This window comes from Undibacterium sp. TJN19 (genome assembly GCF_049339485.1).
In the GTDB taxonomy this organism is placed as follows: domain Bacteria; phylum Pseudomonadota; class Gammaproteobacteria; order Burkholderiales; family Burkholderiaceae_D; genus Undibacterium.
In genome coordinates, this window is record NZ_JBMPPL010000001.1 from 1095584 (window position 1) to 1108066 (window position 12483).

Annotated in this window: 11 protein-coding genes; 3 read left to right on the top strand and 8 right to left on the bottom strand. The window is 50.3% G+C overall.

Features of this window, described 5'->3' with window-relative positions; all coding sequences use genetic code 11:
• Positions 1-38: 38 nt before the first annotated feature.
• Entirely contained in the window at positions 39-413 is a 375-nt protein-coding gene (locus ACO0LH_RS05080) for a hypothetical protein (RefSeq protein WP_422939950.1), read from the bottom strand.
• On the opposite strand from ACO0LH_RS05080, the gene ACO0LH_RS05085 reads away from it, so the two are divergent.
• Genes ACO0LH_RS05085 through ACO0LH_RS05095 form a run of 3 tightly spaced genes read left to right on the top strand, consistent with a single transcriptional unit; the run spans position 412 to position 4301 of the window.
• A complete protein-coding gene (locus tag ACO0LH_RS05085) occupies positions 412-1464 on the top strand; it encodes a proline racemase family protein (protein ID WP_422939951.1) in 1053 nt (350 codons plus the stop codon). The genes ACO0LH_RS05080 and ACO0LH_RS05085 overlap by 2 nt on opposite strands.
• Positions 1461-2552, top strand: coding sequence for a M24 family metallopeptidase (locus ACO0LH_RS05090; RefSeq protein ID WP_422939952.1), 1092 nt, complete (start codon positions 1461-1463; stop codon positions 2550-2552). The genes ACO0LH_RS05085 and ACO0LH_RS05090 overlap by 4 nt, the downstream gene beginning before the upstream one ends.
• Positions 2553-2582: 30 nt before the next feature.
• A complete protein-coding gene (locus tag ACO0LH_RS05095) occupies positions 2583-4301 on the top strand; it encodes an MFS transporter (RefSeq protein WP_422939953.1) in 1719 nt (572 codons plus the stop codon).
• 119 nt (positions 4302-4420) lie between these two features.
• On the opposite strand, the gene ACO0LH_RS05100 is transcribed toward ACO0LH_RS05095, so the two are convergent.
• The 7 genes from ACO0LH_RS05100 to ACO0LH_RS05130 all read right to left on the bottom strand — a co-directional run bounded on the left by ACO0LH_RS05100 (position 4421) and on the right by ACO0LH_RS05130 (position 12319).
• Complete coding sequence (locus tag ACO0LH_RS05100; protein ID WP_422939954.1) at positions 4421-4930, bottom strand: DUF1993 domain-containing protein; 510 nt, start codon at positions 4928-4930, stop codon at positions 4421-4423.
• 105 nt (positions 4931-5035) lie between these two features.
• Positions 5036-6418 (bottom strand): sensor histidine kinase, encoded by a 1383-nt coding sequence (locus ACO0LH_RS05105; protein WP_422939955.1) that lies wholly within the window; start codon positions 6416-6418, stop codon positions 5036-5038.
• Positions 6415-7824: a sigma-54-dependent transcriptional regulator gene (locus ACO0LH_RS05110; RefSeq protein ID WP_422939956.1), complete on the bottom strand. Its 1410-nt coding sequence runs from the start codon at positions 7822-7824 to the stop codon at positions 6415-6417. Before ACO0LH_RS05110 ends, ACO0LH_RS05105 begins: the two co-directional genes overlap by 4 nt.
• Positions 7825-7868: 44 nt before the next feature.
• Positions 7869-9071, bottom strand: a complete 1203-nt coding sequence (locus ACO0LH_RS05115; protein WP_422939957.1) for an ABC transporter permease — start codon at positions 9069-9071, stop codon at positions 7869-7871.
• Positions 9071-10306 carry an ABC transporter permease gene (locus ACO0LH_RS05120; RefSeq protein WP_422939958.1) on the bottom strand — a complete coding sequence of 412 codons (1236 nt, stop codon included), beginning with the start codon at positions 10304-10306 and terminating at the stop codon, positions 9071-9073. The genes ACO0LH_RS05115 and ACO0LH_RS05120 overlap by 1 nt, the downstream gene beginning before the upstream one ends.
• An 8-nt stretch (positions 10307-10314) precedes the next feature.
• Positions 10315-10977, bottom strand: coding sequence for an ABC transporter ATP-binding protein (locus ACO0LH_RS05125; protein ID WP_422939959.1), 663 nt, complete (start codon positions 10975-10977; stop codon positions 10315-10317).
• Positions 10978-11071: 94 nt separating this feature from the next.
• Positions 11072-12319, bottom strand: a complete 1248-nt coding sequence (locus ACO0LH_RS05130) for an efflux RND transporter periplasmic adaptor subunit (RefSeq protein ID WP_422939960.1) — start codon at positions 12317-12319, stop codon at positions 11072-11074.
• Positions 12320-12483 lie beyond the last annotated feature (164 nt).

Here is a 12483-nt window from a genome sequence, read left to right on the forward strand (position 1 = left end):
CGCTTTTGCTTTTACCTTGCTGCTGAAGACAACATGCTTTATGCACCGGGCCTGCGATGAGGGCATCTGGAAAAGCAAGGCATCACCAGGGTTTTTCGTTCAACGTCATCGTATGAAGTTGCCTGCAGCAGATCACTGGCATGCTGGATCACAGCCTGTAGCGTCCCGACATTGTGTTTCGAACAGAGGTAGAAACATGCAGATTTACAGAAGATTGTTTCAGCATTTTTACTGAAACAATCTGTGTTATTTTTTAATATATCATGAATATATTTAATGGATAGGCAAAAAAAACTGCCAAAAATTTCAGCTTGTTTTTCTATGCCAATTTCGCCGTATACATCCGGGTAAATCGTCAAGACTTGCACAACATCACCGCTTAAGCTGGCGGTTTTCTTGCCGGGGACGTGCATGCAAAGTGCCATACAAACCAGAGCCTTCGCCAACTGGCAGCCACCGCATCGCGGACACCAGATTACCAGTCTCGATTGCCATACTGGTGGTGAACCCTTGCGTATCATCACGTCTGGCTTTCCTGTGTTGCCGGGCAAACGCATACTGGAAAAACGGGCTTACTGCCTGGAACACTACGACCATTTACGCAAGGCACTGATGTTTGAGCCACGTGGCCATGCTGGTATGTATGGTTGTGTGATCGTCCCTGCAGAGAGGGAAGACAGTGATTTTGGCGCATTGTTTTTACATAATGAAGGCTATAGCACCATGTGCGGTCATGCCATCATCGCACTGACCAAAGTCGCCCTGGAAGCTGGCGTGGTTGCCTGCAAAGGCCCGCTCACCACCTTGCGTATCGATGTCCCTGCCGGACAAATCACCGCCTATGCAGAAATGGCTGAAGGCAAAGTTACCCGCACTTATTTTGACAATGTGGCGTCCTTTGTAGTTGCCATGGATGTCCGGGTGGTGGTACCACAGATAGGTACCGTTACTGTTACTCTGGCTTACGGCGGTGCCTACTATGCCTATGTCGAAGCAGCCAGCATAGGCTTGTCACTCGACGCCGCCAACCACAAACAGATCATCGCCATGGGGCGCCTTATCAAGGCGGCGGTGCAAGCCAGCCTGCCAATTCATCACCCTTACGACGACGAACTAGGGTTCTTATATGGCACGATTTTTTCATCTGCCACTGCCACACCTGGCGTGCATAGCAGAAATGTCTGCATATTCGCAGACGGTGAGCTTGACCGCAGCCCCACTGGCAGCGGTGTTTCCGGGCAGGCAGCCATCCTGCATGCACGTGGTTTACTGCGCATAGGTGAAAGCATCATCATCGAAAGCATACTGGGCAGCCAGTTCAAGGTCACAGCTTACCATCCTCAAAGTTATGGATTTCATACGGCCATCATCCCGCGTGTGGAAGGCAATGCCCACATCACGGGCCGCAGTACTTTTTACATCGATCCAGAAGATCCTTTGAAAGAAGGATTTATCTTCCGATGAAACCACGATTTGAACAAAGACTGGCACTGTTGCGTCAAACACTGAAGCTTGCCGGGCAAGAGGCCCTGTTGATTTTTTCTCTGGATAATCTGCGCTATCTGAGCAATTATTCAGGCGAGGCAGCCTGTGGCATTGTCACTGATGATCAATTGTTTTTGATTACCGACTATCGTTTTCTTGAACATGCACAGGAAGAATGCGTGAATTGCGAAGTGGTTTGCCGTGATCGCGACAAACAAAGCCTGGGTCAGGCGATAGACAAGATTTTAAAACACCAGGCCATTCAGCATGCGATGTTTGAAGCCGGGCATATCAACCTGCATAACTGGCTGAGCGTGGCAGAAGATATTTCTTCCTGCCGCTGCGTTTCCAGCACAGGCATCATTGAAGACCAGAGAAAAATAAAAGATCGCTGGGAAATCGAGCAGATCAGCCAGGCAGCGGCGATTGCTGACCATGCCCTGAGCCAAACCCTACCCTTGCTGCAAGCTGGTGTCAGTGAACGTGATATCGCTATTGAACTGGATTACCGCATGCAAAAACTGGGATCAGAAGGTGTGTCCTTCCCCAGCATTGTTGGCTTTGGTGCGCGTTCAGCTTTGCCACATTGCATACCGTCAACGGTGCGCTTGTGCAGCGGTGATCTGATCGTGATCGACTTCGGAGCAGTCATCAATGGCTATCGTTCCGACATGACGCGTAGCTATGTCGCAGGCCGGGCCAGTACACAGCAAAGAAGCATGTTCGATACCGTGGACCGTGCCCAGCAGGCGGCATTGAGCAGCCTGCACGCCGGCTTGCCAGCTATTGCGGCCAGTGCTGCTGCCAACACAGTATTGCAGGATTCCGAATTTGCTGATTTTGCCAGCAATGGCCTGGGTCACGGTCTGGGCATCCAATTACATGAACAACCATTCATCAGCCCGCATTGTAAAGACATCTTGCAGGCCAATTATATCGTCACGATAGAACCTGGCATTTACATTCCCGGTTACGGCGGTATCCGGCTCGAAGATGATGTCCTTATCACCGAGGCAGCATTCACCTTCCTGAGCCATGCCCCCAAGATGTGTGAACTGCCATTCTGACCATCGTCTTTTTCAACACCATCTACCATCATGACTACAGCAGCCCGCAAACGTAGCGCTTTCCATGCGAATTTTTATGTCGCCAATACCATGGAAATTTTCGAACGGCTTGCCTGGTATGGCTTTTTCACTTTGTCATCCCTGTACATGACCAGCCCGGTCACACAGGGCGGCCTGGGCCTGAATGATCAGGAAAGGGGCTTTTTGCAAGGCATGATCCCTTTTCTGCTCTATCTGCTACCTGTCATCACCGGTGCGCTGGCTGACCGCTACGGTTACCGTCGCATGTTTTTGATTGCGTTTTCCATCATGTGTCCTTCGTATTTCTTGCTTGGGCAAGTGCATGGATTCTGGAGTTTTTTTGCCGTGTTTCTGGCAGTTGCCGTGGGTGCGGCCTGCTTCAAACCGGTCGTAGTCGGCACCATAGGGCGTACCACTGATGACAGTAACCGCGGTCTGGGTTTTGGTGTGTTTTATACGATGGTCAATGTCGGTGGTTTTCTGGGGCCGCTGGTGGCAGGCTATGTGCGCGCTGTCAGTTGGGATACCGTGTTCATGATGTCTTCATTCTGGATCTTGCTGAATTTTTTACCCGCCATCTTTTTATACAAGGATGGTGAGCATCACGACGGCATCGCCGATAGCCGTGGCCTGAAACAGGTATTGCTGGAAACCCAGGAAGTACTGGGTAATGGTCGCCTGGCCTTGCTGGTCATACCGGCCATCCTTGGCGTCATGATTGCAGCAAAGGGAGGCATCAGCTACAAGAGTTATTTTCTCATCCTGCTGTGCTGGACAGGACTCAATCTGTTGTGGAGTACCCTGCTCAGTTCACCAGACCAGACTGTCTGGTATCGCCAGGGCATACGTCTGGGCAATACCCGTTTTGTCATCTACCTGCTGATCATGACAGGCTTCTGGACTATCTATAATCAACTATTCATTACCCTCCCTTTATATATCCGTGATTTTGTCGACACCAGTGACCTGGTCACACTGATTGCCGACCATAGTCCTTCCCTGCTCAATTTTCTGGCCGCGGTCAACACGGAGCAACTCAGCACCATACTGCCAAAGCTGGCCACAAAACTGGGCACGCATGCAGACATGCCAATGCTGGAAAACATACGACTGGAACTGGTCAACTATAAAGTCATGCCCCCGATGGAAACCATGCAGGCGGGCCTGCACGCGCTACAGGAAGGCCAGGTCAGCGCCAGCCAGCTGGCACAAAGCTGGGCAAAGTCATACCGGCAAGTGAACCCTGAATATATCGTCAACCTGGATTTCGGCGCAGTCGTCCTGTTGCAGATTGCCATCAGCACCTATCTGCAACGCTGGCAAGCCTTGCCGGTACTGGTCGCCGGTACGCTGGTACTCAGTGCGGGTTTGTGGATGGCAGGTTTTTCACACGCTTTGCTGTTCGGTGGACTTGGCGTGACCATGGCGGTGTTCGTCTTTGCCCTTGGCGAGATGATCGCCTCACCCAAAAGCCAGGAATATGTCGCTGCCATTGCGCCACAGCGAAAGACTGCCATGTTCATGGGCTATTATTTCGTTTCCATGGCTTTGGGTAATCTGTTTGCCGGTTTGCTGTCGGGCTGGTCTTATACCGTGCTGGCGCGAGAAATGCACCAGCCCATGCTGATGTGGTCACTGTTTGGCGGCATAGGCGTTCTCACCTCTACGGCCCTGCTGGTATTTAATCTGCGCCTGAAATCTTCGCAAATGCTGGCTATGACTGCATGAAATAAAAAAGCCGGGACAGTCATTACTGTTCCGGCTTTTATCCTGAACACCTGTCGACATACAAGCGGCGCTCACCTCATCATCATATACATGGTGCGTTTGCGTGTGCTGGCGTTGGCTTAAATCGCGCCCATGAAATCTTTTTTACCCAGATCAACGCCGTTATGGCGCAGGATGGCGTAAGTAGTGGTCACATGGAAAAAGAATTGTGGCAAACCATAGGAAAACAAATACGCCGTACCGCTGAAAGTTTTTTCTTTCGGTGTGCCCGGGCGCAATACCACGTCACGGCCTTCGCTGCCTTCAAATTTTGCAGCATCAAGTGTGGCGATGAATGCCTTGGTCTTGGCGATACGTGCCTGCAATTCAGCAAAAGTCTGCTCATTGTCTTCATAAGAAGGCAAATCCACCTGAGCCAGGCGACCGGCAATCCCTTTGGCGAAATCTGCACCTATCTGTACCTGACGTACCAATGGGAACATATCCGGGAACAGGCGTGCCTGCAAATAGGCTTCCGGTGCAATATTCTTTGCCGTGGCATGGGCTTCTGCCTTGCTCAGCACGTCACTCATGCTATCAAGCATTTGGTTTAGTACAGGTACCGAAGCAGCATACATAGAAATTGACATGGGGTATCTCCAATCAGGGTGGCAAAAATAGGAGCTCGATTATAGGACGAAACCACTTTTCACGTTGAGCGCAAACTCAGGAGGCTTTCACTTGCCATGCTGATATCAGGCCGATTGCTTCAGCCAGATTGAAAACTCGGTTTCCCCCTCAGCATTGACGGCCAGCCTGTGTGGGAAGCCATGCCTGTTCAGTACCTCACGTACAAACATCAGGCCAATACCCTGTCCACCTTTCTTGGTAGAAAAAAATGGTGTGAATAACTGCCCATTCGGTATGTCACCCAGTTGCTTTGCAGAATCAGTTATCGCCAATTTAATGGCTTGCTTCTCTTCATCTTGCGTCAAAGTGATATGCACAAAGGCGGGTACATGAGTAGCGTTCTTCTGGGCAGCCTCGACCGCCTCGATCGCATTCTTGATAATGTTGAGCAAGACTTGCTCAAATAAATGCCTGTCCAGCATTTGCAAGGGAATGGGGTTGCTCTGCGTCAAACTCAATTCTATGCCCAGCTCATTGCATTGCTGGCGATACAGATGCAACATATCATCAAGAATGTCAGGCAAGCTGGACGCTTGCAGTTCTGCCTCAGGCATTTTGACGATACGGGTAAACCGTTCTATGAATTCACCCAGGTTGCCATTGCGCCTTTGCACTGCCGCAATCGCCGTAGAAAAATCTTCACTGTCTTCATGCTGCAATTGCTGGCGGTAAAACAATAAGGATTCCAGCACCGAACTGGTGGCAGCGACGGTGTTATTGACTTCATGCGCGAGTACGCGTACCAGCTTTTCATAAGTCGCCTTTTCCGAACTGGCCAGCTCTTCGGTAATTTCGTCTATCAGCACAAAATCGCGCTTGAACCCCCGGTCAATAAACTGGCTGCGCTGGCAACGATAACGCCTGCCATCTTTATCGCTGAACACCCTGCTATCGCCTTGCGTCAATATGTTCAGGTCTGCAATGAGTTCATGTGCCGGATTATTGACCACGGTATCGTGGCTATCTTTCCGTGTCATTAATTCATCCAGCCGCTGGCCTTCAAAACCATCAGAACCCATTAAAGCCTGCGCGCTGGCATTCATCAGGCTGATTTTGTCATCGAAATCAAATACGATTACCGCAGTCGGCGTGGCCTCAAGCAAACGCTCCAGGAAACCACGTTGCTCACCCAGTTTCAGGCGTTCCTGATAAAGGGCTTCCAGCATGTGGTTATAGAGTTGAATCAGGTCGTTTAATTCTGTATTGCTGCTTGAGCGTATGCGTGCCGCATAGCTTTGGTCTTGCAGCAAATCATGGAACTGCTGGGCAAATCCAAAAGGTTGCAAGGCTTTTTTAATCAGGTAGATGCCTGCGGCCAGGCTGGAAATCAAACCTAGTTCTATGCCAACGACAATCAGCGGCTGGTCACGATAAAAAGTCAGTGTCAGCAAAAAAAATACGCCGTGAATAATCAGCAGATATGCCATCAGGCGCCGCTGCAAACTCATTTGGCGTACTCGTCATTGTCATCTGCTTCGGCATTGACAATCTGATGTTTTTCCAGCCGTCGATACAGGGTAAAACGACTCAGGCCCAATACCTTTGCCACCCGCGTGATATTGCCCTGATGCTGTTCCATGGCTTTTTCTATCATGTGTTTTTCCACCTGGTCCAGCGTCAGGCCGTCGATGACTGAAGCTTGCTGCTGTGCTTCTTCGTGCTGTTCTGAAAACAGAAAATCATTCTGCTCAAGCAGGGGCTTGTCGACCAGCAGCAAAGTACGCTCCAGGCATTGCCTGAGCTGGCGGATGTTACCTGGCCAGTGACGTGAACTCAGCCAGTTCAGTGCAGAAGGGCTGAGTACCACGGCAGGCATGCCATAACTGCGCGTCAGGTCAGCGATGAGTCTTTGCGCCAGCAGCGGGATATCACTGCGCCGCTCGCGCAATGCCGGCAAACGGATGGTGATCAGGTTAAGACGGTAAAACAGGTCTTCCCTGAATTCATTGGCAGCCACCAGTTCAGCCAGTTCGCGGTTGGTGGCTGAAATGATGCGCACGTCGGCCTGTTCAGTCTTGCTGGCACCGACGGGTTGATAACTCTGGTTTTGCAGAACACGTAATAATTTCACCTGATCATTACGATTGAGTTCACCAATTTCATCAAGAAACAAGGTGCTTTGACTGGCGCTGGCAAAATGGCCTTTGCGATCAGTCTTGGCATCGGTAAAGGCACCACGCACATGGCCGAACATTTCACTTTCAAACAGCGATGGCGTAATCGCCCCCATGTTGACCTTGATGGCAGGCCTTGCCGCACGCGGGCTGTTGCGGTGAATGGCATCAGCGATCAGTTCCTTGCCGGTACCGCTTTCACCCAGTATCAATACGGCCGCATTGGTTTTGGCAACCCGGCCTATGGTCGCCAGAACCTTCAGTAATTCAGGATGTTCACCGACGATGTCGGCAAATTCAAATTGCTGATCCAGCAGCCTGCGATCTGGCTTGCTGGCACTGGCGCCGGGACTGTAAGCCAGGGTGCTGCCTATCAGTTGCACCAGTTGGGTATTATTCCAGGGCTTGGTGAAGAAATCGGCAGCACCCAGTTTGACACCACGCACCGCCAGCGCAATTGATCCCCAGGCTGTCATTAATAAAACTGGCAGGCCGGGGTACAACTTCTTTATTTCCGTCAACAAGTTCAAACCTTCTTCACCGCTGGTCTGCAAGGAAAAATTCATATCCTGCAAAACCAGGTCTATGCCTTGTGTCGCCAGGATCTGCATGGCCTGTTGCGGCTCGTCACAACTCAGTGCCGTATAGCCAGATTGCTTGAGCAATAATGCCAGCGACACCTGCACTGAAGCATCATCATCAATGATGAGGATGCGTGGTAATGATCTGGCTTCTGTCATGCAGTAAGCGCTTCAGTGTAGAAGGTTTTTATCACAATATTTTCTTATTCATAGTGCAAAGCTTCGGTCGGGCTCAGGCGGCTGGCACGCCAGGCCGGGTAGAGTGAACACAGAATCGAAATCCCGTAGATGACTGCCATGGAAATCAGGATGGCAATCACAAATACTGTCCAGTTGACGGCTTCACCCAATACGCCCGTAATCGGTAACTGTATCAAGAATACCAAACCCGCCAGCATAGCGATAGAACTTAACAATAATTGCTCTGTAATAATTTGCCGGTAGATGTCACCACTGTTTGCGCCCACCGCACGGCGCAAGCCAATTTCCGGGATGCGCTGCGTGGTCTTTTGCCAGAGCACACCAAATAAGCCAAATGCCACCATCACCAAAAGAAAACAGGCGATGACAGCCAGTATCATGAGGGGAATGGTATCTTCTGTCAGTTTTGATTTCCGCATATCAGTCATGGGGGATATCTGGTAACCGATATCGTTGCGTATCATTTTTAACTGCTGACTGAGTCTGGCTTCAAATGCACGCAGTGTGCCTGGTCTCACTTTCAACAGCAATACCTGCCACATATCCGTGCTGGATTTGGGTGAAAAACGGGTAATGGCGAAGGGCGTGGGCGTCATGAATTCGCCCTTATTACGAAAATCAGCAAACACCCCGGTCACACGCATCAATTGCAAATCTTTCGAATCTGGCTTGTTGTTGGCGAGCAGTTTGCCGACGGCACTCTGCCCCGGAAACATCTTGTTTGCCAGTTGCCAGTTGATGACGATAGGGTTCATGGCCGCTCCTTCATCGGCTTCAGAAAACCAGCGTCCTTCCTCTATATGCATATCGAGCACCTGAAACGACGTATCGCTCATGGACATCAAGTCCGTGTGATAACTGATTTGGGTGTCGGGTAAATACACGTCGGTGCGCCAGGTCGAATTACTATACGGCGAATGATTGACCATGCTGATCTGCTCCACTTCTGGCATGGCAAGCAAACTGCGTTTCAGGTTTTCAAAAAACACCGGATCGTTTTTCAACATGCCGCTATTACTCATTTCCAGTTTGACCGACCAGACATTGTTGTAGGAAAAACCCAGGGGTTGATGATAGAGCTGGAAATACCTGACACTCATCAAGGCCAGACCAAAGACGACAAAGAAGGCCAGCAAGATTTCCAGGCTCAGCATGCTGTTCTTGAATTTACGTTTCCAGATAGGTTTCAAAAGATGGAAAAACATTATGCACCTCCTTTCAGGGCAAGCACAGGATCAAGGCGCGACATTTTCCATGCAGGTATGACACCTGACAAAAGACCAAACACGACAGAGATCACCAGCGCATAGCAGAAAACGACTGCACTCAAATCGACTTTCATATAGGGCACGATGCCGGAACTGCTTAGCCATATCAGCGTCAGCTTGGTAAAGAAAATGCCGAGTACGCCACCGAAAACGCATAGCAGGATATTTTCCATGATGAATTGCCCGGCCAGTTCAGTGCCAGATGCACCAAAGGCTTTGCGCACACCAATTTCAGTGGCGCGCTCCATGATCCGGCCAGAATTGAGATTGACCAGATTGAGTGCAGGCAACAGCATGAACGCCACCATCAGGCTGGCGATGCCGAGCAGCAATTGAGTGGCCCCTGAATCTGCCACCTCCCTGTTGTCGAGGATATTCCTCGCGACAAAGTCGAGCTTGCTGTCTGCCCACAGGTAGGTATGCTCCCAATGAGCAGGGTCATCAGCATTGACCAATTTCGCAATCTGCTGGATTTCATCCTTGATCAAAGGTAAATCCGCAGGGCTTTTTGCCAGCAGCAGGGCAAAGAATTCACCGTGATATTCATCACGATACTGGCTGGTAGGAAATGTCGTGACAGGTACCCAGATATCTGCAAAGGCGTTGAGATGCAAGACATCTTCCACGATACCTATCACTTCAAACTGCTGTCCACCTGCATTGATCTTTTGCCCCAGGGCTTTACCGTCAGAAAATATCTTTTTTGCGGTTGATTCATTCAGGACGGCAACAAAACGCCCCTGTTTGACATCATCTTCACTGGGTACGCGACCTGCCAGCACCTTGAAATCGAGTATCTGCCAATATTCTGCATCAGTGCGACGCATGATCACTTCGGTCACGCGGTCTGACTGGTAAATGGAGACCGTTTTCCCACCGCTGACGGCAGCGACTTTGTCCACTGTCTTCATTTTCCGCAAATATTGTTCAATGACTTTATAGCCCAGCGGGCTGCTAGTGGAACTTTTCTTTGAGGTTTGTGCAATGGTGGTGACCTGTAAAAAATGATCACTCCGGCCCTCCACGCCTGTGGGATAAAACATGGTCTGCAACATCGCTGCGACTGTCAGCAATACGACGAGAGTGAGAATAATGCAGAGCAGGTTAATGGCGGTGAATAACTTGCGCCGCATATAAACCTTGCAAGCGACCAGGAAATAATTTTTTAACATGGCAATTCCTAGGCAACCAGTTGGCCGTCAAATACGCGCACGATGCGGCCACTTTGTTTGGCTTGCCGCTCATCGTGGGTAACCATGACAACTGTGGTGCCCTCCTGGCTTAGCTTGAGCAGGATATCCATGACTTCGGCACCCATCTGGCTGTCAAGATTACCGGTAGGTTCATCCGCCAGCAAAATATGGGGCCGGCCTACCATGGCGCGTGCAATTGCCACCCTCTGCTGCTGCCCACCGGATAACTGATTGGGATAATGTTCCATACGGGCGCTGAGCCCCACTTTGGCCAATGCTTCTTCTGCCAGGCGGCGACGTTCCTTACCGCTGCATGAACGATAGAGCAGGGGCAGTTCCACATTATCAATCACACGCAAATCATTGATCAGATGGAAGCTTTGGAAGATGAAGCCAAAAGTACGGTTGCGCAGTTTGGCAACTTCTTTATCGCGCCAGTTTTTCAGTTCTTCACCTTCGACGGCGATCTTCCCTGTACCTGGCCGGTCAAGCAGGCCTATCAAATTCAGCAAGGTACTTTTGCCGCAACCGCTGGGGCCCATGATGGAAACAAATTCCCCTTTTTTGACATGCAGGTTGATATTTTTTAAAGCCAGGGTTTCGACTTTATCGGTCTGGTAAGTCTTGCTGACATTTTCTAATTTGATCATCACTGCTTCCTTTGCACAGATATCCTGTTGATTGACTTCGCCCAATGAATCCAGAAATTCGCTTTTGTTTTCTTTTACTGCTGCATCTATATGTCTATTGCGTTACCCGGAAACTATCCAGGTGTTTGAATTGGCTGATATCCGAAATCACCAGTTTGTCACCTGCTTTGGCGCCCTGCAAAATTTCGACCACTTTGCCATCACCCAGACCGATATCGAGATTTTTTTTGACTGCCCGGCCTGATTCCAGTACATACACATCCTGCTTGCCACGGCCATTGATGGCTGGGCCGGTCTCTACGATCAAACTATGGCTTTTTTGTTCGGTAATGATATTTGCATCGACTCTCAAGCGATGTCTTAAAACCGGGTTATTTGGCTGCTCGAGCGTGACGATCAGTTTCACGGTGCCATTTTGAATTTCAGGCAAGATGGTCTGTACCTCGCCATTCAAGATTTGCCCGCTGTATTCGACGTGCACTTTTTGTCCGGCACTGAGGTAACGTGCATAAAAATCCGACGCAGTGGCCTCTACCTTGAAGTTGCTCAACTCTGACACTTTGGCAATCAGTTGCCCGGTATTCAGGCTGGCACCTTCTTCTGCCAGCATCCAGGTCAGCAAACCATCGAACGGGGCTTTGACCTGGGTTTGCTCCAGCAGTCTTTGCTGCAATTCCATCTGTTTCTGGAAAATGGATTTTTGCAGGCGGGCAGCTTCGATATTACTGACTGTTGTACGGCGCGTATCACTGAGCATTTCATGGTGCTGGCGCAATTGCACTTCATTGCGTTTGACCGCCAGTTCTGCCGCCTGCAAATCCACTGCCGAGGTGATGCCTATCGGCCCGAGTTTTTGATAGCGCGCCAGCTTGACTCTGTTGCTTTGCAAATCCAGTTCCAGCAATTCGGCTTCACTGGCAATTTTTTTTAATCCGGCCTCCATCTCCATGCTCAGCACTTGTATGCGGATATCCTGTTGCGAAATCTGTTCGCGCAAATTGTCAATGGCCAGCCGTATGGTATGGTCATCCAGCACCATCAATAGTTCACCGGCCTTCACCGTCTGACCGGCCTTGGCAATTATCTTGGCAATGCGTGACTGGTTGGGGCTCGACAGCTGTTCTTCATGCACAGGCACCACGACACCAGCCGCGTTGATGGTATTGTCGACTGCGCCCATGCGCACTTCAGATACCCTGATTTCACCAAGGCTGACGCCAGGGCTGATAAGGCGGTTGAGCGCCCAGGCAATGCCCGTGACAACGCCGGCTATGGCGATACCCAGCAAGAGCTTTTTGCGAATGCGCAATTTGAGCGTGGTGTGACTGATTGCCTGATCCATGTAAGAAGCCTGTTTAGTCAATTCTTACCTGACATTGGCAAAGTCTGTGCCAGCCGCTGCGGTTTCAATTATATTGAATATAATCAACCACTTGGCGATATACAGACATGATCAAATGAGAGAATTCACACGCCAATTCGTGCGCAGGCGAACGCAGGTGTGCG

Bases quoted from the DNA above. Each gene is read 5' to 3' on its own strand.
- ACO0LH_RS05100 (WP_422939954.1), bottom strand. From the start codon at position 4,930: ATGTCAATTTCTATGTATGCTGCTTCGGTACCTGTACTAAACCAAATG.
- ACO0LH_RS05120 (WP_422939958.1), bottom strand. From the start codon at position 10,306: ATGTTAAAAAATTATTTCCTGGTCGCTTGCAAGGTTTATATGCGGCGC.
- ACO0LH_RS05130 (WP_422939960.1), bottom strand. From the start codon at position 12,319: ATGGATCAGGCAATCAGTCACACCACGCTCAAATTGCGCATTCGCAAA.
- ACO0LH_RS05095 (WP_422939953.1), top strand. From the start codon at position 2,583: ATGACTACAGCAGCCCGCAAACGTAGCGCTTTCCATGCGAATTTTTAT.
- ACO0LH_RS05115 (WP_422939957.1), bottom strand. From the start codon at position 9,071: ATGTTTTTCCATCTTTTGAAACCTATCTGGAAACGTAAATTCAAGAAC.
- ACO0LH_RS05085 (WP_422939951.1), top strand. From the start codon at position 412: ATGCAAAGTGCCATACAAACCAGAGCCTTCGCCAACTGGCAGCCACCG.
- ACO0LH_RS05125 (WP_422939959.1), bottom strand. From the start codon at position 10,977: ATGATCAAATTAGAAAATGTCAGCAAGACTTACCAGACCGATAAAGTC.
- ACO0LH_RS05080 (WP_422939950.1), bottom strand. From the start codon at position 413: ATGCACGTCCCCGGCAAGAAAACCGCCAGCTTAAGCGGTGATGTTGTG.
- ACO0LH_RS05090 (WP_422939952.1), top strand. From the start codon at position 1,461: ATGAAACCACGATTTGAACAAAGACTGGCACTGTTGCGTCAAACACTG.
- ACO0LH_RS05110 (WP_422939956.1), bottom strand. From the start codon at position 7,824: ATGACAGAAGCCAGATCATTACCACGCATCCTCATCATTGATGATGAT.
- ACO0LH_RS05105 (WP_422939955.1), bottom strand. From the start codon at position 6,418: ATGAGTTTGCAGCGGCGCCTGATGGCATATCTGCTGATTATTCACGGC.